The 23,707-nt window shown below is 57.2% G+C and carries 24 protein-coding genes; 18 read left to right on the top strand and 6 right to left on the bottom strand.

What is annotated here, in order from left to right:
• Positions 1–68: 68 nt before the first annotated feature.
• On the bottom strand, positions 69–821 hold the full coding sequence (locus BN1119_RS04545) for a substrate-binding periplasmic protein (protein ID WP_041994614.1): 753 nt from the start codon (positions 819–821) through the stop codon (positions 69–71).
• 275 nt (positions 822–1,096) lie between these two features.
• Here BN1119_RS04545 and BN1119_RS04540 point away from each other — a divergent pair, with 275 nt between their 5' ends.
• Positions 1,097–1,453, top strand: a complete 357-nt coding sequence (locus BN1119_RS04540) for a DMT family protein (protein ID WP_041994611.1) — start codon at positions 1,097–1,099, stop codon at positions 1,451–1,453.
• Between the two features lie 48 nt (positions 1,454–1,501).
• Positions 1,502–2,641 carry a type IVa pilus ATPase TapW gene (gene tapW / locus BN1119_RS04535; RefSeq protein WP_041994608.1) on the top strand — a complete coding sequence of 380 codons (1,140 nt, stop codon included), beginning with the start codon at positions 1,502–1,504 and terminating at the stop codon, positions 2,639–2,641.
• A gap of 58 nt (positions 2,642–2,699) precedes the next feature.
• On the opposite strand, the gene BN1119_RS04530 is transcribed toward tapW, so the two are convergent.
• From BN1119_RS04530 to BN1119_RS04520, 3 genes are read right to left on the bottom strand one after another with little or no spacing between them, the layout of a single operon-like run.
• Entirely contained in the window at positions 2,700–2,942 is a 243-nt protein-coding gene (locus tag BN1119_RS04530; RefSeq protein WP_041994605.1) for a FeoC-like transcriptional regulator, read from the bottom strand.
• A 34-nt stretch (positions 2,943–2,976) separates the two neighbouring features.
• A complete protein-coding gene (gene feoB / locus BN1119_RS04525; RefSeq protein ID WP_041994602.1) occupies positions 2,977–5,247 on the bottom strand; it encodes a Fe(2+) transporter permease subunit FeoB in 2,271 nt (756 codons plus the stop codon).
• Between the two features lie 55 nt (positions 5,248–5,302).
• A complete protein-coding gene (locus tag BN1119_RS04520; protein ID WP_041994599.1) occupies positions 5,303–5,530 on the bottom strand; it encodes a FeoA family protein in 228 nt (75 codons plus the stop codon).
• A gap of 119 nt (positions 5,531–5,649) precedes the next feature.
• On the opposite strand from BN1119_RS04520, the gene BN1119_RS04515 reads away from it, so the two are divergent.
• From BN1119_RS04515 to BN1119_RS04485, 7 genes are all read left to right on the top strand, one after another.
• Positions 5,650–5,979, top strand: coding sequence for a translation initiation factor (locus BN1119_RS04515; RefSeq protein WP_041994596.1), 330 nt, complete (start codon positions 5,650–5,652; stop codon positions 5,977–5,979).
• Between the two features lie 258 nt (positions 5,980–6,237).
• On the top strand, positions 6,238–6,798 hold the full coding sequence (locus BN1119_RS04510) for a TMEM165/GDT1 family protein (RefSeq protein WP_041994593.1): 561 nt from the start codon (positions 6,238–6,240) through the stop codon (positions 6,796–6,798).
• A 199-nt stretch (positions 6,799–6,997) separates the two neighbouring features.
• Positions 6,998–7,945 (top strand): DUF2157 domain-containing protein, encoded by a 948-nt coding sequence (locus BN1119_RS04505; RefSeq protein ID WP_041994591.1) that lies wholly within the window; start codon positions 6,998–7,000, stop codon positions 7,943–7,945.
• Positions 7,946–7,974: 29 nt separating this feature from the next.
• Positions 7,975–8,985 (top strand): DUF4401 domain-containing protein, encoded by a 1,011-nt coding sequence (locus tag BN1119_RS04500; RefSeq protein WP_041994588.1) that lies wholly within the window; start codon positions 7,975–7,977, stop codon positions 8,983–8,985.
• Positions 8,982–9,482, top strand: a complete 501-nt coding sequence (locus tag BN1119_RS04495) for a GDYXXLXY domain-containing protein (RefSeq protein WP_041994586.1) — start codon at positions 8,982–8,984, stop codon at positions 9,480–9,482. The genes BN1119_RS04500 and BN1119_RS04495 overlap by 4 nt, the downstream gene beginning before the upstream one ends.
• 90 nt (positions 9,483–9,572) lie before the next feature.
• Positions 9,573–10,328, top strand: a complete 756-nt coding sequence (locus BN1119_RS04490) for a substrate-binding periplasmic protein (protein WP_041994583.1) — start codon at positions 9,573–9,575, stop codon at positions 10,326–10,328.
• A gap of 341 nt (positions 10,329–10,669) precedes the next feature.
• The gene (locus BN1119_RS04485) at positions 10,670–10,948 is read left to right on the top strand and encodes a hypothetical protein (RefSeq protein WP_041994580.1); all 279 of its coding nucleotides are present in this window, start codon (positions 10,670–10,672) and stop codon (positions 10,946–10,948) included.
• 83 nt (positions 10,949–11,031) lie between these two features.
• On the opposite strand, the gene BN1119_RS04480 is transcribed toward BN1119_RS04485, so the two are convergent.
• Complete coding sequence (locus BN1119_RS04480; protein ID WP_041994578.1) at positions 11,032–11,343, bottom strand: hypothetical protein; 312 nt, start codon at positions 11,341–11,343, stop codon at positions 11,032–11,034.
• A gap of 604 nt (positions 11,344–11,947) precedes the next feature.
• Between BN1119_RS04480 and BN1119_RS20360 the strand changes: the two genes are divergently transcribed.
• From BN1119_RS20360 to BN1119_RS04465, 3 genes are read left to right on the top strand one after another with little or no spacing between them, the layout of a single operon-like run.
• Complete coding sequence (locus tag BN1119_RS20360) at positions 11,948–15,136, top strand: hypothetical protein (protein ID WP_157438618.1); 3,189 nt, start codon at positions 11,948–11,950, stop codon at positions 15,134–15,136.
• Complete coding sequence (locus BN1119_RS04470; RefSeq protein WP_041994573.1) at positions 15,105–15,563, top strand: response regulator; 459 nt, start codon at positions 15,105–15,107, stop codon at positions 15,561–15,563. The genes BN1119_RS20360 and BN1119_RS04470 overlap by 32 nt, the downstream gene beginning before the upstream one ends.
• Positions 15,560–16,750 (top strand): alpha/beta hydrolase, encoded by a 1,191-nt coding sequence (locus BN1119_RS04465; RefSeq protein WP_041994570.1) that lies wholly within the window; start codon positions 15,560–15,562, stop codon positions 16,748–16,750. The genes BN1119_RS04470 and BN1119_RS04465 overlap by 4 nt, the downstream gene beginning before the upstream one ends.
• A 616-nt stretch (positions 16,751–17,366) precedes the next feature.
• Here BN1119_RS04465 and cysS read toward each other — a convergent pair.
• The gene (gene cysS, locus BN1119_RS04460) at positions 17,367–18,743 is read right to left on the bottom strand and encodes a cysteine--tRNA ligase (protein ID WP_041994568.1); all 1,377 of its coding nucleotides are present in this window, start codon (positions 18,741–18,743) and stop codon (positions 17,367–17,369) included.
• Positions 18,744–19,108: 365 nt separating this feature from the next.
• Here cysS and BN1119_RS04455 point away from each other — a divergent pair, with 365 nt between their 5' ends.
• From BN1119_RS04455 to acuI, 6 genes are all read left to right on the top strand, one after another.
• The gene (locus tag BN1119_RS04455; protein WP_041994564.1) at positions 19,109–19,606 is read left to right on the top strand and encodes a peptidylprolyl isomerase; all 498 of its coding nucleotides are present in this window, start codon (positions 19,109–19,111) and stop codon (positions 19,604–19,606) included.
• A complete protein-coding gene (locus BN1119_RS04450; RefSeq protein ID WP_041994561.1) occupies positions 19,596–20,264 on the top strand; it encodes a DUF4269 domain-containing protein in 669 nt (222 codons plus the stop codon). The genes BN1119_RS04455 and BN1119_RS04450 overlap by 11 nt, the downstream gene beginning before the upstream one ends.
• Positions 20,261–21,007, top strand: coding sequence for a UDP-2,3-diacylglucosamine diphosphatase (lpxH, locus tag BN1119_RS04445; RefSeq protein WP_041994558.1), 747 nt, complete (start codon positions 20,261–20,263; stop codon positions 21,005–21,007). Before BN1119_RS04450 ends, lpxH begins: the two co-directional genes overlap by 4 nt.
• Positions 21,008–21,121: 114 nt before the next feature.
• Positions 21,122–21,370, top strand: coding sequence for a GlsB/YeaQ/YmgE family stress response membrane protein (locus BN1119_RS04440; protein ID WP_041994555.1), 249 nt, complete (start codon positions 21,122–21,124; stop codon positions 21,368–21,370).
• 109 nt (positions 21,371–21,479) lie between these two features.
• Positions 21,480–22,115, top strand: a complete 636-nt coding sequence (acuR, locus tag BN1119_RS04435; RefSeq protein WP_041994552.1) for an acrylate utilization transcriptional regulator AcuR — start codon at positions 21,480–21,482, stop codon at positions 22,113–22,115.
• Between the two features lie 51 nt (positions 22,116–22,166).
• The gene (gene acuI, locus BN1119_RS04430; protein ID WP_041994550.1) at positions 22,167–23,156 is read left to right on the top strand and encodes an acrylyl-CoA reductase (NADPH); all 990 of its coding nucleotides are present in this window, start codon (positions 22,167–22,169) and stop codon (positions 23,154–23,156) included.
• The last annotated feature ends 551 nt before the right edge of the window (positions 23,157–23,707 follow it).

The raw sequence follows: 23,707 nt of genomic DNA, 5'->3' as shown, positions 1-23,707 counted from the left end.
TAGCAAGGGAGGGGGTCATATGGTCAAGGCGCCGGGTCAGGAGAGGGGGCCGTGCCCGGCGGCCGGGCTCAGGGGCTGGCGGGGCGGTAGTGCGCCGCCAGCCGCTCCACCTCGCCGCTGCTCACCAGCTCGGCCAGGGCCTGCTCCAGTCGCGCCTTGTGCGCCTGGCCCGGTGACTGCTTGCTCATGCCAAGGTAGAGGGTGACCGCCTGATCCGGGCGATAGTGGGTCTTGATAAGACCGGCCGGATTGGCGCGGCTCAGGGCATAATCGACCTGGCAGTCCGTGCCTATCATCAGCGGCAGATAGCCCCGCGCCATCATGCCCAGCAGCTGCCCCTCGGTGGCCACCCCATGCTTGTCGAGCCTGGCGTCCTCATCGAAGGGGGAGAAATAGACGGACTTGAACACATACCCCACCTCATGGGGCAGCAGGTCCTGATAGCGGCGGATCTGGCTGGCGAGCAGGGGTTCGCCATAGAAGGCGGGGCGACACTGGTAGTAGGCCGGTTGCAGATAGTCGATATAGGCGGCGCGATCCCCGGTGCGCGCGAGCCCTATCATGAGATCGACCTGACCGCTCTGCATCCGGTGCAGCGCCCGTCCCCAGGGGTAGCGCTGCACGACAAGACGGATGCCGGTGCGCGCCTGCAAGGCGGCCAGGATATCCATATCCAGCCCGGTAAAACGGCCATCGGCCTGCAAGATGCGAAATGGCGGCCAGACATCGGTGGCCACCGTCAGGCGGATATCCTGCCCCTCTCCCCCCCTCGCCAGACAGCTCCACAACAGGACGATGGACAGCCAGCTCCACTTGAACATTCCCTGTTTTCCTCCTGGTCTCGGTCGGCTAAAAATACCTTGAAGAAGGGGTTCTGGATACGGTTTGACTGAGATATAACAGCAGCCTTCGACCAAGGAGCCGCTCATGACACCCTTTTTCCCCTCACCCGGATCCCTTTCCCCTTGCCACGAGGCGTCGCTGATGACACGCGCTTTCACTGACCCCAATCCCTTTCCCCTTGCCACAAGGAGTCGCGGATGACTCGCGCTTTCACTAACCCGGATCCCTTTCCCCTTGCCACAAGGAGTCAAGCATGAACCCCATTTTCGTCAGCGTGGGCCTGCTGGTGTGCAGCAACGTCTTCATGACCTTCGCCTGGTATGCCCACCTCAAGGAGATGAACCACAAGCCCTGGATCATCGCCGCCCTGGTGAGCTGGGGTATCGCCCTGTTCGAGTACCTGTTGCAGGTGCCCGCCAACCGCATCGGCCACACCGTCATGACGGTGGCACAGCTCAAGATAGTGCAGGAGGTGATCACCCTCACCGTCTTCGTCCCCTTCGCCGTCTTCTACCTCAAAGAGGAGCTGAAGTGGGACTACCTCTGGGCGGCCCTGTGCATCATGGGGGCGGTGTTTTTTGTGTTTCGCGAGAAACTGGTCGGCGGATAAGGGGTACACTCTTCTCCATTCCCTGTTCACCATAAAACGAGGCCCATCATGGAGCTGCAAGCGATGCTGACCATACTGGCGAGCCAGGATGGCTCCGACCTCTATCTTTCCACCGGCGCCCCCCCTTGCGCCAAGTTTCAGGGGGCGCTGCGCACCCTCACCGACACCCCCCTCGCGCCGGGGGAAGTGGCCACCATCGCCGCCGACATCATGGACGAGGAGCAGCGCCAGCAGTTCGACAAGGAGCTGGAGATGAACCTCGCCATCTCCCTGCCCCAGATTGGCCGCTTTCGGGTCAACATCTTCAAGCAGCGCAACGAGGTCTCCCTGGTGGCGCGCAATATCAAGACAGAGATCCCCCGCTTCGAGGACTTGAAGCTTCCCCCCGTGCTGCTCGACACCATCATGGAAAAACGCGGTCTGGTGCTGTTCGTCGGCGGCACCGGCTCTGGCAAGTCCACCTCGCTCGCGGCCCTCATCGACCATCGCAACCGCAACAGCGGCGGCCACATCATCACCATCGAGGATCCGGTGGAGTTCGTCCATCGCCACCAGAAGAGCATCATCAACCAGCGGGAAGTGGGGGTGGACACCCGCAGCTTCCATGCCGCCCTGAAAAATACCCTGCGCCAGGCGCCGGACGTCATCCTCATCGGTGAAATCCGCGACCGGGAGACCATGGAGCATGCCCTGGCCTTCGCCGAGACGGGTCACCTGGCCATCTCCACCCTGCACGCCAACAACGCCAACCAGGCGCTGGATCGTATCATCAACTTCTTCCCCGAGGAGCGCAGGCCCCAGCTGCTCAACGACCTGGGCAACAACCTCAAGGCTTTCGTCTCCCAGCGGCTGGTGAAGACCACGGACGGCGGGCGCCGGGCGGCGGTGGAGGTGATGCTCGGCACCCACACCATTCGCGACCTCATCAAGCGCGGCGAGTTTGGCGGCCTCAAGGAGGTGATGGAGAAGTCCCGGGCCCTTGGCATGATCACCTTCGACGAAGCCCTGTTCGATCTGGTGGTGGAAGGGGTGATCGAGGATGAAGAGGCGGTGAAAAACGCCGATTCCCAGACCAACCTGCGCCTCAAGATAAAACTCTGGCGCGACAAGGGTCAGATTGCCGCCAGCAGCGATGCCAGCGGCTGGAGCCTGGAACCCACCAGGGACCAGGGGGGGGATCCCTTCTAGGCGTCCCGGCTCATCACGGCAAAAAAAGGGAACCCGAGGGTTCCCTGTTTGTTGCCGTTCAGCCGCGCTGCACCAGCCCTATCCGGCCGGGTTCGCACCACTCGAACATCACCTCCTGGCTCTTGCCGCAGCAACCGCCGCCGCACACCTGGCTCTCCCGCTTGGCGACCCGGCCCTTGCGCATCCAGACCCCCAGCATGGCCTCGACGGCGTCCTCCGAGGTGTGGAAGTGGCGGGCCAGATCCCGCCGGCTCACCCTGCCTCGCTCGGCCAGATAGGCCCCCAGCTCCCGCAATATCATGGTGCTATCTCCTCTTGATATACCTTCGCCACCGTCACAGGGCCACCACCTTGCGAGCGGCGATGTCGCCACGGCGACGGCCGACCCACCACAGCAGCGCCAGGGAGAGGCCATAGCTCGCCACCCAGAGCAGGCTCTGCTCGGGATGGTCGGCGAAGGTGGCCAGCTGGTAGAAGAGGGTGGCACACAGGAAGGCCATGTAGTTGCACCAGGCGGCGGTCAGCAAGGCCCACTGGCGACCGGTTTCCCGCACCAGGGCGCCCATGGCGGCGGCGCAGGGCATGTAGAGCAGCACGAACAGCAGGTAGGCGAAGGCGCCGGCGGCCCCGTCGAAGTGGCTCTGCATGTTGCCGTAGGTTGACACGTCCACCTCCTGGGCGGCGGCGGCGGTTTGTCTGTCATCCAGCTCGCCGACCTGGATCCCCATGGGATCGGCGGGATCTATGGCGGCCAGATTGGCGGCCACGGCGTCGATGGCCTCATGGAAGCTGGTCACCAGGGAGAAGGTGCCCTCCTCTTCCTCCTCCGCCCCGCCTGCGTAGAGGCTGTTGAGGGTGCCGACCACCGCCTCCTTGGCGAAGATGCCGGTCACGATGCCGACCGTGGCCTGCCAGTTGTCGTCGCGCACCCCGATGGGATGCAGCACAGGGGTCACCGCCTGGCTCAGCTTGCTCAGCACGGAGCTCTCCTGATCCTGATGGCCGAAGCTGCCGTCGGTGCCGAGGGAATTGAGCACGCTCAGCACGGCCACCACCAGCACTATGGTCTTGCCCGCGCCAAGGACGAAGGACTTGAGCTTCTGCCAGGTCTTGATCCCGACATCGATAGGGCGCGGCCATTCATAGTCCGGCATCTCCATCACCATGGCATCGCTCTTGCCCGGCAGCAGGGTGCTGCGCAGCAACAGGCCGGTGAGCACCGCCACCAGGATGCCGATGAGGTAGAGGCCAAACACCAGGTTCTGGCCGGAAGCCGGGAAAAACGCCACCGCAAACAGGGCGTAGACCGGCAGGCGGGCACCGCACGACATGAAAGGCGCCATGGCCGAGGTCATCAGCCGTTCGCGCTCGGAATTGAGGGTACGGGTCGCCATCACAGAGGGCACTGTGCAGCCAAAGCCCATCAGCATGGGCACGAACGCCTTGCCCGGCAGGCCGAGGCGGCGCATCAGGGCATCCACCACGAAGGCGGCGCGGGCCAGATAGCCCGAACTCTCCAGCACGGCGAGGAACAGATAGAGGCAACCTATCACCGGGATGAAGGTGGCCACGGTCTGCAGGCCCACCCCGAAGCCGTCCGCCACAATGGCGCCGAGCCAGTCCGGCGCCTGGATCAGGCCCAGCACATGGTGCACCCCATCGACGAACAGGGCCCCCCCCATGATGTCGAAGAAGTCGATGAAGGCGCTGCCCACATTGATGGCGAACAGGAACATCAGGTACATCACCAGCAGGAAGAAGGGGATGCCAATCCAGCGGTTGAGCAGCGCCCTGTCCAGCCACTCGCTCTGAGCCAGGGTGAGCTTGCCCTTGTGCTGGCGCACCTGGCTCCCCCAGTGATGGATGTAGCCGTAGCGAACATCGGCCAGTTGCAGGTCGACATCCTGGGTCTGATGCGCACGGGCGACCAGGTTGGCGGCGGCCGCCCCTTGACCCGGCAGCAGGGTCTCCTGCATCGCCTCATCCTCTTCCAGCAGGCGCAGGGCTCGGCCGCGGGTGCTGAGGTGATGGGGGGCGAGCAGGGTCTCGAGCTCCGCCAGATCCTGCTCGAGGGGTTGACCATAATCGAGCAGCAAGGCCGCCTGGGTCTGCCCTGTCAAGGCGGGGATCTGGCGCTTGAAGGCGGCCACCTGCTGGCGATTGTGGGCACAGAGGGCCACAACCGGGCAACCCAGTGCCTCGGCCAGCAGGGCTTCGTCTATCACTTCCCGCCGCTTTTGCAAGATATCCATCTTGTTGAGCACCACCACCATGGGCAGTCCCAGCTCTCGCAGTTGCAGGGTCAGATAGAGGGATCGCTCCAGATTGGCGGCATCGATGACATTGAGCACCAGATCCGGCTGCTGGCCCAGGGCAAAGCGGCTGGCGATCTGCTCGTCCAGGCTGCCATCCTCACCGGCCAGGCTATAGATGCCGGGCAAGTCCATCAGCTTGCACTCATGATCGCCCGCCCGAAACGCGCCCATCTTCTTGTCGACCGTGACTCCGCTCCAGTTGCCCACCTGCTGGCGGGCCCCGGTGAGGGCGTTGAACAGCGAGGTCTTGCCGCTGTTGGGGTTGCCGACGGTAACCAGGGAGTAGTTCATACCGGTTTCACCTCTGTGTGCCCTTGGGCCGGGCGATGGTGTTGTGACAAGGCCTTCATGCCGGCTCCACTTCTATCTGCCGGGCGAGACTCTTTTGCATGGAGAGGCAGATCCCCTGGCACTGGATCTGGAGCGGATCCCCGAGGGGGGCGGCCCGCAGATAGAGGATCTCGGCCTGGGGCAACAGGCCCATCACCATCAGCTTGCGTCGCAAGCTGCGCTCAAGCTGGTTCATGTTTGTGATGCGAGCACTCTGCCCCGGCGACAACTGCGTGAGTACCATGACGGGCTCCTGAGGTTAAACAAGAATAATTCGCTTTTAGTGGGAGGATTATAAGCTGTGCCCCCAACATTAATTTGCGTAAAATCAAACTCCCCTCAGCTAATCCACAAAGAAAGACCATGACTCCAGACAACAACAGCCGCCTGGTTTACAGCACGGATGGCGGCCTCATCAAGGAACAGGCCAGTCCCCAGAGCGCCTCCCCCTTCCCCGCCGACGGTGTGGTGCGCATTCGCCGCGAGACCAAGGGGCGCAAGGGCGCCGGCGTCATCAGCATCCATGGCGTCCCCGCCGATCAGCAGAAGTCCATCGCCACCCTGCTCAAGAAAAAATGCGGCACCGGCGGCGGCCTCAAGGAGGGGGTGATCGAAATTCAGGGTGACAAACGGGACCTGATCCGCAGCGAGCTGGAGAAGGCGGGCTTCACCGTCAAGCAGGTCGGCGGCTAGCCAACCCACCCTTGCGCCTTGAAATGCCAGGGGAAGTTACCTAGAATGCCCGCTCCCATCGAGGGGGAGTAGTCTCTGACGGGCTAAAAAGCCCGCAGACCCTGATCAACATACTTGGTGCCAACTCACCATGGTCAGGGTGATCCGCAAGAGCAATGCCGGATTTGACAAGACCTTTGACGGGCCAGTGCCAATACCGGGGACGGATGGCGCAGGCTTGTCTTTGGTTTATAACAATTCCGTCCCCCGGTAATCTTTATGGAAGCCCTGTTAACCTCCACCCTGAGCGTGGCCATCGCCGAGATCGGCGACAAGACCCAGCTGCTCGCACTCCTGCTTATCTGTCGTTTTCGTGCCCCCTGGCCCATCATCGCCGGCATGCTGGCCGCCACCCTGCTCAACCACGCGGCCGCCGCCTGGATTGGCGAGCTGGTCAGCCGCTGGCTCGATCCCAGGCTGATGACCTATCTGGTGGCGGGAGCCTTCATCGCCATGGCGGTGTGGATCCTGGTGCCTGACAAGCTGGACGACGAAGAGAGTTCGCTGGACAAATACGGCCCCTTCTTGGCCACCTTCGTGCTCTTCTTCATCGCCGAAATAGGCGACAAGACCCAGATAGCGACCGTGCTGCTGGCCGCCAAGTACGACTCCCTCACCCAGGTGATCGCCGGCACCACCCTCGGCATGATGCTGGCCAACGTGCCCGTGGTGCTGCTGGGCAAGCTCGGTGCCGACAAGCTGCCCCTCAAGGGGATCCGCATCGGCTGCGCCATCCTGTTCGCCGCCCTTGGCATCAGCACCCTGCTCATCACCCCCTGACCCCATCACGGCTCTGTCTCCCAGGCCCCCTCCCCGCGAGGGGGCCTGCTCTTATCTGGCGCAGCCCGGCGCCCCGGCGAGCCGCTTGCCCCATTCATACCTCATATCGCCGCCAACCGGCCCGGTAGCGCAGCCCGTTGCCATTGCCTTGTCACCACCGCCCTATGCCATAATGCGGCAAACTGCCCGGAGCCCGCCCATGCACCATCACGCCCGCCGCCCTCTGCTCGACTGGATCAAGCAAGGCCGACTCGCCCCCGACCGGCTCGCCGATGCCCTGCGTCTGGCCGAGCTGCCCCCCGCCCCCGACCGCTGGCAGCAGATGTTCGATCGCCTGCTGCTGCTGCTCGGCTGCCTCTGCCTCGGGGCCGGCATCATCTTCTTCGTCGCCTTCAACTGGCAGGGGCTGGGGCGCCTGCCGCGCCTCGGCCTGGTCGAACTGCCCCTGCTGGCCATGCTGCTGGTGCTGTGGCGCGCCCCCTTGAGCGAGGGGGCCCGCCAGGGGCTGCTGCTCTTGTGCGCCCTCAACCTCGGCGCCCTGCTCGCCCTGGTGGGCCAGACCTATCAGACCGGGGCCGATCCCTGGCAGCTGTTCGCGCTCTGGGCCCTGCTGCTGCTGCCCTGGGCCCTCCTGGGCCAGAGCCCCCTGCTCTGGACCCTGAGCTGGCTGCTGGGCCAGCTCGCCCTGGTGCTCTACTGGCGCCTTGGCATGTTCAACCTCTTCTTCTCCTTCAACGAGGAGGGACTGGCCTGGTGCCTCGCCCTGCTCAACGCCCTGCTCTGGCTGGTGCTGTGGCGCCTGCCGGGGCGCTACCGGCTGATGCCCGCCTACCTGCCTGCCCTGACGGCCGGGCTCGGGGTCACCCTGCTGGTCCTGCTCAGCCTGTTCGATGCCGCCTCCCCCTGGGCCTGGCCCGCCTGGCTGCTCTGGCTTGGCGCCGCCTATGGCTGCTGGCACCACCGCTTTATCACAGGGCTCGCCATGACCTGTCTGAGCGTCATCGCCGTGCTGCTGGCGGCGCTCGGCAAGTGGATGGAGCCCGACGTGAACGGTTTTCTGCTGCTCTGCATCATCGCCATCGCCCTGTCGGTGGCGGCCAGCCGCTGGCTGCAACACCAGCGCCGGGAGGCCCGCCATGACGCCTGATACCCCTCACCACCACGCCGGAAGCCCCCATGTCCTCACCCGCTGAACTCTGGCAAATCCTGCGCTCGGCCTCCCTGGTCGAGGGGGAGATGCCCCAAAGCCAGGAGCCCCACTGGGCCACCCGTTTCATGCTGGGAGTGGTCGGTTGGCTCGCCGCCCTCTTCCTGCTGTTCTTCCTGTTTCTGAGCTTTGGGGATCTGGCCCGCAGCCCGGATCAGGCCCTGGCCATGGGCACGGCCCTGCTCGCCGTCGCCCTGGTGCTCAATCGCCGCGCCCGCAGGAGCAATCTGTGGGATCAGTTCGTGCTGGCCCTGACCCTGGCGGCCGACGCCTGGCTCATCGCCGGGCTGGTGGATCGGATGGATCTGCACTCCTTCGCCGCCTGGGCCGGGCTGTGCGCCCTGGCCTTCGCCATCGCCTTCCTGTTCGAGCACTGGCTGATCCGGCTGTTTCACGCCCTGGCCGCGGCCCTGCTGCTGACCCTGGCCCTCGCCTGCCTCGGCTGGCAGGCCCTGGCCGTGCCTCTGGTGATGGGGCTGCTCGCCGGCTGCTGGCTCTGGGCCGAACACAGCCCGCACCAGTATGATCGCTACGAGGCCATGGCCTTTGGTCTGGCGCTCTCCCTGCTGCTGCTCGGCCACCTGCATCAACCTCTGCTCGGCGAGGCGAGCCTGCTCGAGGAGCTGGGTCAGCCGCGCCTGCCCCACTGGCTCAACCCCTTGCTGTGCGCGGCCGTGCTGCTGGCCCTGCTGTACCACCTGCGCCTGCCCTGGCGCCAGGGGATCCTTGCCCTGCCCCTGGTGCTGCTGGCGGCCCTGATCCCCGGCATGGGGGCCGGCGCCCTGGTGCTCCTGCTCGGCTTCTATGGGGGGAGCCTGGGCATGATGGCCCTGGCCGCCCTGCTGCTGCTCGGCTTTGGCTCCCTCTATTACTACGATCTGGCGCTACCGCTGATGACCAAGTCCTGGCTGCTGCTGGGCTCAGGCGCCCTGCTGCTGTTGATCCGCGCCCTCTTGCTGCGCGTAAGGAGCGTCTCATGAGATCCCTTGCCATCCTGCTCTGCGGCCTCGCCATCCTGCTGGGGGTCAATGTCGGCGTCTGGCGTGTCGAACAGGCCATCGAGACGGGGGAGCCCATGCTGCTGCGTCTGGTCCCGGTCGATCCCCGCTCCCTGATGCAGGGGGACTATATGCGGCTCAACTATGAACTGGCGCGGCACTGGGCCCAGGCCCATCCCGCCCCTGCCCGGGGGCGGCACACCCTGGTGGTCCGCCTCGACCAGCAGGGGGTGGCCCACTGGCAAGGGGAGCGGGATGACGCCAGGCTGGCGCCGGACGAGCGGCGGCTCATCCTCACCCGGGAAGAGGGGCAGTTGAGGATTGGGCCGGATGCCTACTTCTTCGAGGAGGGTCAGGGAGATCGCTTCAGCGCCGCCGCCTATGGCGAGTTTCGCCTGCAACAGGATGGCGACGTGCTGCTGGTGGGGCTGCGGGACGCAGACCTGCGCCCCCTCGGTCCGATCCGGGGTCGCTGGTAGGGCTCGAGCGGATGCACGGGGCCTGGGTCACTGGCGAAATCCCGCGCCTTGACAACACTCAAGGCTGACCGCAACGAGAGGAGAAGGCAGATGAGATCATGGATTGTCACCCTGAGCCTGCTGTTGACCATCATCATGCCAGCCGCCCAGGCCAACCCGGCCCTGGCGCAATTGCACTATCTGAGCGAGGAGTATCGCCCCTTCAACTACAGCGATGAGGCGGGCCAGCCCACCGGGCTCGCGGTCGAGCTGCTGCAACAGGTGTGGCAGCAGACCCAGACGCCCCCGCAGCCCGTCAGCATACTGCCCTGGGCCCGGGGCTACTACCTGCTGACCCAAAAGCCCAACGTGGTGCTGTTTGCCACCGCCCGCACCGAGGCGCGGGATCCCCTGTTCAAATGGGCCTGCCCCATCGGTTATGCCGAAATCGTGCTGCTGGGTCTGGCCAGCCGCAAGCTGAGCCTGCGACGGCTGGAAGAGGCCCAGCAATACACCATAGGGGCGGTGCGGGCCGACGTGGGGGAGCAGCTGCTGCTCAATCACGGCTTCGACGAGGGGAAGATCATGACCGCCAACCGCCTCGCCCAGACCCTCAAGATGCTGAGCTCGGGGCGGGTCGATCTGGTCTCCACCAACAAGACCACCTTCATGAGCCTGATTGCCGCACAGCAGCTCGATCCTGCCGACTACCAAGTGGCCTGGACCCTGAGCTCGGAGCAGTTCTGCTTCGCCTTCAGCCAGGGGGTCGATGACGGCACCGTCAAGGCGTTCCAGGACGGCCTGACCCGGGTGCTGGCCAGCAGCGAATACCAGCAGATCCAGCGCAAGTACCTCCCCGCCCCCTGATCCCCCGGGCAAGGACCGCTACCCGGCCCTTGCCCGCCGCCGCACGCCTCCCCCTGACGAACCCGACGCTCGGCACAGGGGCATGGCAGGGCCAGCCCCCTTCCTCCTGCTCGCGCCAGGGCCATCGAGGTGCGCTGGCGCACGAAACCCACTTTATTTCACGCCCCCGGCCAATCAAGGGATGACGCGGACCGTCATGGGTCCGTAAGATGGCCAAGGGTGCCTGTTGGCACTCCTGGCAGAGAGTCAGCAGCGCACTGTGGTAGCGACAGCCAGGGGCGGTAGCGTCCCTGGCGGATGCCCCCCATACCCAACACCTATTTCACCTGGTCAGGATCAAGATGCACAACCTTGTCAAAGCCATGGCGGGCATGGCTCTCTGTGCCCTGCTGAGCGGCTGCGGCGGCGACAAGACCACGGGCCAGGCCTGCCTTGGGGCCAACAACGACACGCTGGTGGAGAAAATGCCGGATCAGTGCAAGGCAGGGGATGCCATTGCCACCAAGCATCCGGCCTACTTCTGCGATTTCAATTACGCCGTCGCCTACAACGACTACAACTCGGCGTTCTGCATCTATGCCGGCGCCCTCAAGGCAGAAAGGATCAAGGGCAAATCATGAGCGGCGCCGGCCCCGGCGCCCGAGCAGGCTCGGCAGACTGCGGGTCGCCGCCCGGCAGCGGCCAGGGAAACGGACCGACCCGGCTATTTGACCCGCATCAGGCGATGGCTGGCGTCTCCCAACTCCAGCTGGATGACCTGGGAGCGGCCCATGGCCTCGACCCGGGCCAGCATCTCGGCGCTGTAGCCCTTGCGATGCATCCACTGCATGGGCTGCTCGAAGCTGCCTTCGTTGACGATAAAGGTATCCGTGTAGGTGTCGTTCACTATGCTGACCACCCAGATCCGCTGCTGAAACTCGCACAGGGCACCCACCCTGGCCGCGAGCCAGCGCCCTGCCTGCCCTGCTCTGTGTACTATCCGCTTGCTGTGACTGCTGACCAACCGGTTTGCCATGGAGACGCCTGATGTGATGGGGAAAGGCTGGCATCCTAGCATCCCGGGGGATGGGGCACCAAACGGCGGGAGAGTTCCCCTCCCCCTTCGGGCGAGACGTTGGAAGCAATAGGCACGTAGGGTGCAATAAGCGCAGCGCATTGCACCACGGCAACCATTCCCCCTCCCCTTGCGGGAGAGGGTTAGGGTGAGGGGTCGCCAACAGCGTTGGCATGGCTTCGCCAATAGGGTGCAATAAGCGCAGCGCATTGCACCGCGGCAACAATACTCTCTCCCCTTGTGGGTGAAGCGCATGGCGAAATCCTCAAAGCCTGTTTCCGCAATCAAACCCACGTCGAATAGAGGTGCTACGGTACTCTCCAAACTGTTCAATATTGGCCAAATGAAATTTCGTTTAACCAAGGAATCCAAATTTATTAAAATAGATATATTGCAATAATTTTTTAAGAAAAATTATTAGCAATCCTAATCTCCATCTACAGGAGCATTAATAGTGCATCTTTTTAAAAGAAGAACCGTTAGAGATGTTGTGAACTCCGTTTTAGAACCGAGATCATATATAGGCTCTAAGTCGATCGCAAAAAAACAACATTTCAATGACTTCATGTTAAATTCTAGCGATGAGGATTTTAACAAAGCTATTTCTTTTATTCTTGACGATAAAGAGATACAGAATTCAATAAATCAATATAATACAGAAATAGAGGAACTCTTTAATAAGCCTGTGTTCAATGGCAGAAATATGTCTATCTCTAGACTAATACTCTTTTATAAAACAATCTTATTAAAAAATATAACAACAATATCTCAAATAAAAAAACACCAAAGTGATATTGATAATTTATTAATGCAGGGTAAGTATGAAGCTGTAGAGGATATAATAGATTCCATAGAGAATAGATTCGGTTTTTCCGTATGGTCAATAAATGTTAGAATTATTATATACTTGGCAAAAAATGATTATTCAAATCTCCAATCATTTTTTGATGACATAAAAAATAAAACCTCAGAACCTCTATTCACTGATATTTTACGGGTAACTGGGTGGAAGTCTCAAGCGGTTGACGCCGATATAATCATTGAAACAATGGTTAGAAGATCAACTAGAGAGTTTATTGAAGGTAATGCCTTAGACATTGCAGCCATCTATTCTCTGTTTTGTGCACCTTATCCCTTATATGATGATGTAGATTTTTCTCATGCACTAATTTTTCTGCAAACATTAAACGTTATAGATCTTTATCTATCCATTATAAAAATAACAACTTATTGTATAGCTCATAATGATTTCAATAATATTCCCAAGTCTGACCTTATAGATTTATTCGAAGCATTAAACAATGAAATTTACTGTCACAAACATAGCAACATCATTTCAACATTAAAAAGCACACCTCTAGCACCATTAATAGTTAATGTAGACAAACAAATAAATCACTATACTCAAGGTGAGTATGAGTTTGTAATTAACGACCTTGAAAAAAACTTACTAGAAACAAAAAATATCGTAACCAAAATAAATATATATGCTAAATCATATGTACATCTTAAAAGAAGACCCAGTAACCTACCAAGTTTACTTACCGAAATAATTAATAACCTGATTTCAATATACTCCTTGGAGAATACAAACCAACTAGTGAGTCAGCAAGTGAACTTGGCAATAAAATTTTCATCTATAGAATTATCAGAACACCTTTTAATTAGCATTTTAAAAGCAGCTCCAAATTATTTTTCAGATGAATGCAAACACAAGATAATAACCAACTCTAGGTTTTTTGATTGCTCACTCACTCCATTATCTTATAATTTAGAAAAACCACCTGCACTATACTCTAGTAATTCATCAGAAGCGCAACCAAGTCACTTGAAATTAAAACATAAAGCTATAGATGCACTTTACAATAAAACCAATGAGGCAGAATCATTAATAGATGAATATTATTTCACCTCACCGATAAAAAAAGATGCTATAGAACTGAAAACGGAACTATATATTTCAACGGGAAATATTACAGACCTTATTTCTTTTTCTGCAGAGGAGTTAATATCAAACCCCAACTCAAACATTTGTATTCCTCTTGATAAAATCGTGCAACAAATTTATGAAGACTGTATTTATAGCATAGACTCCGTTATTTGTTGTTACTATTACAATAAACTATCAAAGGTAGATAACAGTTCAATATTAAATGAGGTTTTTGAAGAATATATAATTTCTCTTGGGATCACGCGACCAAGTGAAATGATATCCTCCGAACTCGATAACAAGCATCTATTTTTATTAAATGAAATATCCAAAGTCGAAGTTATGGATTATCTTGGTTGTTTTGATGATGATAATGAATTAAAGATTGAACGAATAAATCTATTAAACCGTTTGGTAAGCTATGGGTATCTTGAGCAACGTCAGATTGATACCGAGTGTAAAAATTTACTTGATGATATATTAATCGAAAATCAAGCAGCTAAATTCAATAATGCAAAGATATTTGTTGACACTAAATATATCTATGAAAAAAGAAAGGAGGATGTTAAGTCACTCCTACTTCAATATAGAGAAAAAGAAACAAGTATACCACCGATAAAGAACTTAACGATGGAGTCAAAAACAATACTCAAGGGTGATAAGAATGAGATCATGCTTAGACTAATAAAGATCCTTCTTGTTGATTTTATGAATAATAAAGAAGTTGGCCTCGACAAAAATCTTAGCTCGGAAATAAGGCATGGTTTTTTCGGGAATCTAATGTGTTCCAAACCTCAAAATAGAAACTTACTCACAGAGTTAAATGAAGATGGCCGATATAGCTCTAACGAATACTGGATGGATTACTATCGGTTTATTAATTCAAGCATATTAGAAAATATTGACAATATATTAATAGGGTTTAGTAATGATTTTAATGCGTTAATAGAAGGCGCAGAAAAGTGGATGAATGTATCCCTTGATGAGGATGAAAATGAAAGATTGTTCTATTTCATTTTTTCCATGGAGGATATCAATAGATTGAAAATCGTTATGGATAACACGTTAGATCCAATTGGCGTTACACAATTTATCTTTCAATTATTCCATGAAAAACTCCAAACTTGCTTGAATAATGTACGACAAAAACTAAATACTGATTTTGCAGAAAGCATTGATGCATTATTCTCAAAACTACTTGAAGAAATTAATATCCATAAACAAGGGACAGGACTAATAGATCTATTAAATCAAATTAGATTGGCGAACACAGAAGTAAAAGAAGATATACATACTATCTGTGAATGGTTTTCGTTTAAAAAATCTATTGATTTTGAGTCATTTGAATTACAGCAGTCGGTTAAACTAGCAGAGCGATGCTTTAAGCAAATAAATAACTGTAATATCGATATCAATATAAATTACGATTCCAATTTTACTGTTGATGGAACGCACCTTTATGCCATAGTATTTACTATGATTAATTGTTTTAATAATGCATTTAAATACTCATCTAGCAGCGAGCCAATTGATGTAAATATACACTCGCTCGGCGAGTATAATTTTTGCATTAGAATATCTAACTCTATTGACAATAAGCTAGATAGAGATGCCATTAAAAATAAGTTAACTAACTTAAGTGGTAAACTATCAACTATGAACGACAGTTCATTATTAACAAATGAAGGTGGCTCCGGGCTTTATAAGTCACTGCACAGTCTAAAGATGGTCTCGAACTGCTACACTTTAGAACCCAGTATAATTGATGACATCTTTACAGTGGAGATTACCTATGACCATGGAAATACTTGTAGTAGAAGATAATCCATTTAAAAGAAACCGCATCGTAGAAGTAATAAATAATGCTTTTCCTTTTTGTATAGTGCAAGAATCCCACTCATTTACTTCCGCTTGGAAGTGTATATCACATAAGACTTTTTCGTTGATAGTCCTAGATATGAGTCTTCCAACATTTGATAAAACAGATACCGAGTCAGGTGGTGTTTTTAGAGTTTTTGGAGGGAAAGAACTAGCCAGAAAAATGATTAAAAGAGGGATTGAGTCCAAATTAATCTTCATTACTCAATACAAAAACTTCAGTGACAATGTCAATTCATGTTCATTTGAAAGTTTGAAAACAAACCTTTTAATTGAATATGAAAAAAACTGCCTGGGTTTTATTCTCTATAGCAATAACCAAAGTGAATGGCGTGAAGAGTTAGTAACCTCTATTAGAGAGCATTTAGAGTGAAAGTACTTATAGTCGATGATAATGATAATAGAAGTAAAGAAATTAAATCTCTACTTATTTCGAATTCAACTATCAACCAAGACAATATATATATATGCAAGAATACCCAATCAGCTAAGGAGTTAATGCGTAATATAAGATTTGATTTACTACTTCTTGATGTAGTGCTACCTAAGCGAAGCGAAGCTCCAGATGCTAAATATGGACTAGCACTTCTGGGTGATATCAAGAGGAGACCAAATATAAAAAAACCTAACAAGATAATTGGAATCACCGCACATTATGATGACATATCCTCCTTTAGAAGTTCATTTGATAAACACTGTGAGATAGTTATAGAGGCATCCAGAAGAAATAAGGACTGGAAACGAAACATAATTGAGGCTGCAGATTTTGAGTTAGCAAAAAAAATCGACAGTCTAACAACAGAAAAGAAAATAACATGCCTGACAGTTCATGGGATTAGAACTAGAGGTGTATGGCAGCAGAAGCTCCAGAAAGAGATTGAATCTAAAGTAGACACTGTTAAGTTCGAGTCGTACAAGTATGGCTATTTCACGATCATCTCATTTTGCATCCCATTTGTCAGACATATACAAATATCTAGATTTAAAAAAACACTAGAGCAAACGCTACTTAGAGAAGAAAAAGAAGGTCGGACTCTTTACATTTTTTGCCACAGTTTTGGTACATACATTGTAGTAAAATCAATATCAAAAATAATAAGTGAACAAAAAAAACTTAATGTAGATAGGATTATTCTAGCTGGCAGTGTATTGCCATCGACATATGATTTCTCAAAAATACTAAGCTCATCCAACATTAATATAATCAATGAGTGTGGAAACCAAGATAATGTTCTATTACTATCTGAAGCCTTAGTCCCTAATACCGGCATGGCTGGCAGGGTTGGGTTTTATGGAATTAACAACGATAGATTTGTAAACAGATTTTTTAAAGGAGGTCATAGTCATTATTTTGATGAAAAAACTAGATTTATTGAAAAAAACTGGATCACCTTGTTTACTGATCAGAATGACATCCCAGTTATTGATCAAAGAAACGATCCATCCATTATCTCAAGAACTCTTGAAAAGATCGCATCTTTTTTAGGGAAAACAAAGGAGTTGCTATATATAGCATTATTAATTTACTTTTTAAAAAACATAATCACCCATATTAATTAGTGAGTTGGCTTCACCAGTATTTAAATTAGTTCATGCAATCGCTCTTAAAATAGATTGAAAAAAATAGTTACTTACCATTGCAAAACAAGGCGACTTAATACAAGTAGTAATTATTTAATGTCTATTTTTAATATCACACTATTAGAATCAACATTCTATTTAGCTAGCCATTTAGATGACTAGACGAAATTGATAATTAGGGCGAAAGCTAACACCATGACGGGCACGGTATTGGTTCCCCCTGCAAACCGCCGAGTCGAGTTCAACGGGTCAGGAGCGCCATCATGGATGATGGCGCAGCCGCAGTCGGCACAGGGATGTGCCGTCTGCGGCGCTCCGTCCGACCCGTTGGACGAGACGAGGGAACCCGCGAAGCGGGCGGTTTGCCGGGGGAGAAGACTTTTGGTGACTTTGGGTCTTTCAAAAGTCACTCGCCAAGCCGCGTAGCGGCGGCGAAATCCCTTCGAGGGCAAGGCCCTCGCGTCCTGCATGGCGAAGCCATGCCATTAAGGAGAGAGGGAAGGTGCCAGCCCTCAGACAGGCCACAAAAAAACCGCAGCTCAGGGCTGCGGTTTTTTATTGGCTCAACCGGTTGGCGCGAGCTGCGCCACCGGCCTCAGGCACGGCGCCAGCTGGTCTTGCCGGCGCTGTCTTCCAGCACTATGCCCATCTCGGTAAGACGGTTGCGCGCGGCATCCGCGGCGGCCCAGTTCTTGTCGGCACGGGCCTGGTTGCGCTGGGCGATCAGTTGCTCGATTTCGGCCACCTCGTCGTCCGCCTCATTGCCCTTGAGGAAGGCGTCCGGATCCTGTTGCAGGATACCGAGCACGGCGCCCAGTTCCCGCAGGCGGGCACCCAGGCCTGCGGCCACGCTCATGTCTTCGGCCTTCTGGCGGTTGATCTCGCGCACCAGATCGAACAGGGCGGAGTAGGCTTCCGGGGTGTTGAAGTCGTCGTCCATGGCATCCTTGAAGCGAGCCACCTGCTCCTCGCCACCGGCGGCGGCCGCCAGCGGCAGATCGCGCAATGCGGTGTACATGCGCTCCAGGGCGGCGCGGGCTTGTTTGAGGTTATCTTCCGAGTAGTTGAGCTGGCTGCGGTAGTGGCCGGACATCAGGAAGTAGCGCACGGTTTCGGCGTCGTAATGGGCCAAGACGTCTCGGATGGTGAAGAAGTTGCCGAGGGATTTGGACATCTTCTCTTTATCCACCATCACCATGCCGCTGTGCATCCAGGTGTTGACGTAGTCGCCACCGTGGGCGCAGCAGGACTGGGCTATTTCGTTCTCGTGGTGGGGGAACTGCAGATCCGAGCCGCCGCCGTGGATGTCGAAGTGGTTGCCAAGGTGCTTGGCGTTCATGGCGGAGCACTCGATGTGCCAGCCGGGGCGACCCGGGCCCCAGGGGCTGTCCCAGGTCGGCTCGCCCGGCTTGGACATCTTCCACAGCACGAAGTCCAGGGGGTTGCGCTTGGCATCCACCACCCCGACCCGGGCGCCGGCTTGCAGCTGCTCCAGATCCTGGCCCGAGAGCCTGCCGTAGTCGGCGTAGGAGTCGACGATGAACATGACGTCACCGTTGTCCGCCACGTAGGCGTGCTCCCGGGCGATCAGCTCTTCCACCATCTCGATGATTTCATGGATGTGCTGGGTGGCGCGGGGCTCGACGTCCGGGCGTACCATGCCGAGGGCGTCGAAGTCCTGGTGCATGTCGCCGATGAGGCGCTCGGTCAGATCGTCGCAAGTCACGTGAGTTTCGGCGGCGCGCTTGATGATCTTGTCATCCACGTCGGTGACGTTGCGCACATAGTTGAGCTCATAGCCGCTGTAGCGCAGGTAACGGGCCACCACGTCGAAGGCGACGAAGGTGCGGCCGTGGCCGATGTGACAGTGATCATAGATGGTGACGCCACACACATACATGCCCACCTTGCCCGGGTGGATGGGTTTGAATTCTTCTTTTTGACGAGTGAGTGTGTTGTATATCTTCAGCATCGATGAACCACTGCCTGTGAGTGAAATGGCCTGACATTCTAACCGCATCCCCGCCAGAAAACGAGCCGGTTAAGCCCCTCGCCCGGCCCCTGTCATCAGGTGGGGGTCAGGTTCGCGGTTTGCCTCCTGCGGCGCGTTTATCGCACCGATTGGCAAGCTGCCCTGACGCCATCGGGTCATGGCGCACTTTTTCGCCAATGGGCCCGGCGCGTCGGCAAAGTCGGTCTATCTCGCCCCGCGGCTTTGCCCGGCGGCGCCGATACGCTAGAATTGCCGCCATTGCCCGTATCACAGCCGCCATCGCGCGCTCGGGCTCGCTCCGGCACATGCCCCAGGTTTCACCCAAGAGAATGAAAGGACATATCATGGTCACTCTGCACACCAATCACGGCGACATCACCCTTACCCTGAATGCCGAAAAAGCGCCGCAAACCGTGGCCAACTTCCTGCAATACTGTCGTGACGGCCACTACGATGGCACCATCTTCCACCGCGTCATCGACGGCTTCATGATCCAGGGCGGCGGCTATGCCCCGGGCTTCGAAGAGAAAGAGACCCGCGCCCCCATCCAGAACGAAGCGGCCAACGGCCTCTCCAACAAGGTGGGCACCATCGCCATGGCCCGCACCATGGAGCCGCACTCCGCCAGCGCCCAGTTCTTCATCAACGTCAGCAACAACGACTTCCTCGACTTCAAATCCGCCACCACCCAGGGCTTTGGCTACTGCGTGTTCGGTGAAGTGACCGCCGGCATGGACGTGGTCAACAAGATCAAGGGCGTCAAGACCGGCAATTCAGGCCGCATGCACCAGGACGTACCGGTAGAAGACGTGGTGATCAGCAAGGTGACCCTTGCCGACTGAGGCGAGTCCCCTGACCGATGAACTGACTGCGGCCCCGGCCGCAGTTTTTCCATCTGGCCATGATTGGCGCCGTCTGGACTATCTGGCCCAGGGCAACGGGCGGCAACGCTCGGCCCATGCCCTGCTGACGACGGCGCCCCTGTGGCAGCAGTTGCAGGGGCTGTGCCTGGACGTAGCGCTGGTGAGCACGGTCGCCATCGGCCTGGATCGGCCCGGCAGCGACCTCGATATCCTCTGCCAGCACCCGGATCCCGCCCGCCTCGCCGCTCTTCTCGGCACACAAGGCTGGGCAACCCGGGCTAGGGGGGACGGCGTCTGGCTGATGGAACGCACCCTGACGGGCCCGGACCATCAGTGCTGGCCGGTGGAGCTGTACGTCACTCCCGCGCCCCTTGAGACCCTCAACGGCTGGCGCCATCTCACTCTGATGGCCGCTCTGCTGGCGCACCTTGGCGATGACTTTTACCAGGCGGTGCGCCGTCTTCGCCTCCTGCAAGGACTCAAGGGGGAAGCGGCCATCTGCCAGTTGCTGGCCCTGCCGGGGGACCCCTATCAGGCGTTGCTGGCCCTGGAGGGGACGGATTTCGCTCTGCTCCCTTGGCCGCCCCGTTCCGCTTCATCCCTTGACCCCATTTCTGCCAACGACAGGGCCCCATGAGCACCCTTTTTATCAGCGACATTCACCTCAGTGAGGCCCGTCCCGACATGACGGCCGCCCTGCTCCACTTCCTGCAACAAGAGGCCCCCGGGGCCGATGCCCTCTATGTGCTCGGCGATCTGTTCGAGTTCTGGATTGGGGACGACGACCCCAATCCCCTGCACCAGGAGGTGGCCGATGCCTTCCTGGCCCTCAGCAGGCGGGGCGTGCCCCTCTATTTCATCCACGGCAACCGCGACTTCCTGCTCGGCCAGGACTTTGCCAGGCGCGCCGGCATGACCCTGCTGCCCGACCCCTGCATCATCGATCTCTACGGCACCCGCACCCTGCTCAGCCATGGCGATCTGCTCTGCACCCGGGATCTGGGTTATCAGAAGTTTCGCCGCATCACCCAGCTCGGGTGGCTGCGCTGGATCTTCCTGCACCTGCCCCTGGCCCGGCGCCGCAAGATAGCCGGCAAGCTGCGCGGCCAGAGCCAGCAGCAGAACGCCTACAAGGCCCAGGCCATCATGGACGTGACCCCGCAGGCGGTGGACGAGATGCTGCGCCAGCACGGCTGCCGCCTGATGATCCACGGCCACACCCACAGGCCCGCCATCCACGATGTCACCCTGGATGGGCGAGCGGCGCGCCGCATCGTGCTGGGGGACTGGTTCGAGCAGGGCTCCATCCTGATCTGCACCCCGGGCGGTCAGCGCCTCGAGCAGCGCTCACTGCCCAGCGCGCCCCAGCCCATGGACTAGGCTCTCTAGGGGGATGAGTCCGACGATTTCTGGCTCACGCCCCCCTGACGGCCCTGTGCCAGGGTGGCATTCGGGCCTATAGTCTGACGTCCAATCATTGATGAGGGTTTCTCCATGGGTTTCTTCTCCTGGATAGTGCTGGGTCTGATCGTGGGCATACTGGCGAAGTGGATCATGCCGGGCAAGGATGGCGGCGGTTTCATCATGACGGTGGTGCTGGGGGTGGTCGGCGCCATGGTGGGGGGCTATCTCAGCACCCTGCTGGGCATGGGCACAGTGACCGGCTTCAATCTCTCCAGCCTGATCATCGCCGTGGCCGGCGCCCTGCTGGTGCTGTTTGTCTACAAGAAGATGCGCAGTTGAGCGCGCTTCCCTGACCGACACGAGGGCGCCGCTGGCGCCCTCGCTCTTTCTTGCGCTCTGTTTCATCCCGGGCTTGCATCATTTCTAGATGAGGCGTCTAATAAGCCCCATGCAAACCAGTGACTCTCTTCCCCGTCGTCCCCGTGGCCGCCCCGCCCAGCACGGACAATCCTATGCCGATACCCGGGATCTGCTGATCCGCCGCGGCATGGAGCTGCTCACCGAGCAGGGCATCGCCGCCACTTCCATCGAGCGGGTGCTGCAATCGACCCGGATCCCCAAGGGCTCCTTCTATCACTATTTCGCCAACAAGCATGACTTTACCCTGGCGGTCATGGATGCCTATCACCACTACTTTTGCCGCAAGCTGACGCGCCATCTGGGGGATACCAACCTGCCTCCCCTGGCGCGCCTGGGCGCCTTCGTCGAGAGCGCCTGCCGGGGCATGACCCGCTATGGGTTCCAGCGCGGCTGCCTGGTGGGCAACCTGGGTCAGGAGGTGGTACAGCTGACCCCGGCGCTGCGCCTTCGCCTCGAGCAGATCCTCTGCGATTGGGAAGCCCTGCTAGTCCTGTGTCTGGAAGAGGCGGTGGCGGCAGGGGAGCTGCCCCCGAGCAGCGACTGCCCCGCCCTCGCCCATCAGTTCTGGATCGGCTGGGAGGGGGCCGTGCTGCGGGCAAGGTTGGTGGGCAGTACCGAGCCCATGCTCTCTTTTCTTAACTTTTTCATGATGTTAGCCAGGTAATTTTTTTACGCTTATTAATAATCAACCAGTCCAATTATTGGAGGAGACAAGATGTTCAAGGGTATCCTGATCGAAAAAGACGAGACCGGTTATCGCGCCGCGTACCAGAGCATCCCGGAGGAGATATTGCCGGAGGGGGATGTGACCGTGGCGGTGGAGTGGTCATCCCTCAACTACAAGGACGGTCTGGCCCTCACCGGCGCCGCCCCCGTGGTGCGCCGCTTCCCCCTGATCCCCGGCATCGACTTTGCCGGCACTGTGCTGGACAGTCAGCACCCCGACTGGCGCCCCGGCGACAAGGTGGTGCTCAACGGCTGGGGCGTGGGTGAGACCCACAGCGGCGGGCTGGCCGAGCGAGCAAGGATCAAGGGGGACTGGCTGGTCCCCCTGCCCGAGCGCTTCAGCGCCCGGGACGCCATGGCCATCGGCACCGCCGGTTACACCGCCATGCTCTGCGTGATGGCCCTGGAAAAACACGGCCTGATCCCCGGGGACGGCGACATACTGGTGACCGGCGCCAACGGCGGCGTCGGCAGCGTGGCGATCGCCCTCCTGGCCAAGCTGGGCTACCGGGTCGTGGCCGCCACCGGGCGCCTGAACGAGGCCGACTATCTCAGCTCCCTCGGCGCCGCCGAGGTGATCGATCGCGCCGAGCTGGCAGAGCCGGGCCGTCCCCTGGGCAAGGAGCGCTGGGCCGGGGTCATCGACACCGTCGGCAGCCACACCCTGGCCAATGCCTGCGCCACCACCCGCTACGGCGGCGCCGTGGCCGCCTGCGGTCTGGCGGGGGGCATGGACTTCCCCTCCACCGTCATGCCCTTCATCCTGCGCGGCGTCGCCCTCTATGGCATCGACAGCGTGATGGCACCGCGCCCGCTGCGCCAGCAGGCCTGGCGCCGACTGGCCGAGGATCTCGATCTGAGCCGCCTTGGCCTCATCACCCGGGAAGTGCCCCTCCCAGACGTCGTGGCCCTGGGGGATGCCTTCCTGGCAGGCCAGGTACGCGGCCGGATCCTGGTCAACATCCAGGGAGAAGGCTGACGTCCCCTGAGCCAATGAGCCTCCCATCCCGAGGCGATCCCTCTGCGGCCATCCCCAGGCCGCCAGCTTCGCAAGGCCCCGATGGGGCCTTTGTTCCCTCTATGCCCCACCATTCCGGCCACGCCTTCGGGTCGAACTCGGCGAGCCACTGGCCGGCGGTCTGCCCCCCTACTGCCACTTTCGCCAGAATATGGTGATGCGATGCAGCCATCACCTGCTCTGTTGACAGTATTGGGTGAGACAGAAGCATGCACGAGGAGGGGGGCTTGGACTAAACTCAGCCTTGCCTCGTCCAGTTCGACCGACTTGTTCAGCCAGGCCGCTGGACAGGGCAGAAGCAGTAGAGGACATGGCAATGAGCATATGGAAAGTTTGCCTGATCACGGCCCAGCTGTTGCTGGTCGCCTGTGCGTCACCCGAGGGCTCTGGCCCTCCCCCCACCGGGGATGGTGGCAGCAACCAAGGCGGTAGCAGCAGCGGCGGCGGGAGTAGCTACTTTACCCATTAGTCCCGTGAAATTGAGGGGGCGCCCGCTGTCAGCCGGCGCCCCC

The organism is Aeromonas bivalvium, from assembly GCF_000819765.1.
Taxonomy (GTDB): Bacteria; Pseudomonadota; Gammaproteobacteria; order Enterobacterales; family Aeromonadaceae; genus Aeromonas; species Aeromonas bivalvium.
The sequence above is the reverse complement of the archived record's forward strand: the minus strand, read 5'-3'. Positions and strand labels throughout refer to the sequence as shown.

Bases quoted from the DNA above. Each gene is read 5' to 3' on its own strand.
- BN1119_RS04505 (WP_041994591.1), top strand. From the start codon at position 6,998: ATGCACCATCACGCCCGCCGCCCTCTGCTCGACTGGATCAAGCAAGGC.
- BN1119_RS04520 (WP_041994599.1), bottom strand. From the start codon at position 5,530: ATGGTACTCACGCAGTTGTCGCCGGGGCAGAGTGCTCGCATCACAAAC.
- cysS (WP_041994568.1), bottom strand. From the start codon at position 18,743: ATGCTGAAGATATACAACACACTCACTCGTCAAAAAGAAGAATTCAAA.
- BN1119_RS04470 (WP_041994573.1), top strand. From the start codon at position 15,105: ATGACCATGGAAATACTTGTAGTAGAAGATAATCCATTTAAAAGAAAC.
- BN1119_RS04540 (WP_041994611.1), top strand. From the start codon at position 1,097: ATGAACCCCATTTTCGTCAGCGTGGGCCTGCTGGTGTGCAGCAACGTC.
- BN1119_RS04500 (WP_041994588.1), top strand. From the start codon at position 7,975: ATGTCCTCACCCGCTGAACTCTGGCAAATCCTGCGCTCGGCCTCCCTG.
- BN1119_RS04490 (WP_041994583.1), top strand. From the start codon at position 9,573: ATGAGATCATGGATTGTCACCCTGAGCCTGCTGTTGACCATCATCATG.
- acuI (WP_041994550.1), top strand. From the start codon at position 22,167: ATGTTCAAGGGTATCCTGATCGAAAAAGACGAGACCGGTTATCGCGCC.
- BN1119_RS04455 (WP_041994564.1), top strand. From the start codon at position 19,109: ATGGTCACTCTGCACACCAATCACGGCGACATCACCCTTACCCTGAAT.
- BN1119_RS04545 (WP_041994614.1), bottom strand. From the start codon at position 821: ATGTTCAAGTGGAGCTGGCTGTCCATCGTCCTGTTGTGGAGCTGTCTG.
- BN1119_RS04510 (WP_041994593.1), top strand. From the start codon at position 6,238: ATGGAAGCCCTGTTAACCTCCACCCTGAGCGTGGCCATCGCCGAGATC.
- BN1119_RS04515 (WP_041994596.1), top strand. From the start codon at position 5,650: ATGACTCCAGACAACAACAGCCGCCTGGTTTACAGCACGGATGGCGGC.
- BN1119_RS04480 (WP_041994578.1), bottom strand. From the start codon at position 11,343: ATGGCAAACCGGTTGGTCAGCAGTCACAGCAAGCGGATAGTACACAGA.
- BN1119_RS04530 (WP_041994605.1), bottom strand. From the start codon at position 2,942: ATGATATTGCGGGAGCTGGGGGCCTATCTGGCCGAGCGAGGCAGGGTG.
- BN1119_RS04485 (WP_041994580.1), top strand. From the start codon at position 10,670: ATGCACAACCTTGTCAAAGCCATGGCGGGCATGGCTCTCTGTGCCCTG.
- BN1119_RS20360 (WP_157438618.1), top strand. From the start codon at position 11,948: ATGTTAAATTCTAGCGATGAGGATTTTAACAAAGCTATTTCTTTTATT.
- lpxH (WP_041994558.1), top strand. From the start codon at position 20,261: ATGAGCACCCTTTTTATCAGCGACATTCACCTCAGTGAGGCCCGTCCC.
- feoB (WP_041994602.1), bottom strand. From the start codon at position 5,247: ATGAACTACTCCCTGGTTACCGTCGGCAACCCCAACAGCGGCAAGACC.
- acuR (WP_041994552.1), top strand. From the start codon at position 21,480: ATGCAAACCAGTGACTCTCTTCCCCGTCGTCCCCGTGGCCGCCCCGCC.
- BN1119_RS04440 (WP_041994555.1), top strand. From the start codon at position 21,122: ATGGGTTTCTTCTCCTGGATAGTGCTGGGTCTGATCGTGGGCATACTG.
- BN1119_RS04495 (WP_041994586.1), top strand. From the start codon at position 8,982: ATGAGATCCCTTGCCATCCTGCTCTGCGGCCTCGCCATCCTGCTGGGG.
- tapW (WP_041994608.1), top strand. From the start codon at position 1,502: ATGGAGCTGCAAGCGATGCTGACCATACTGGCGAGCCAGGATGGCTCC.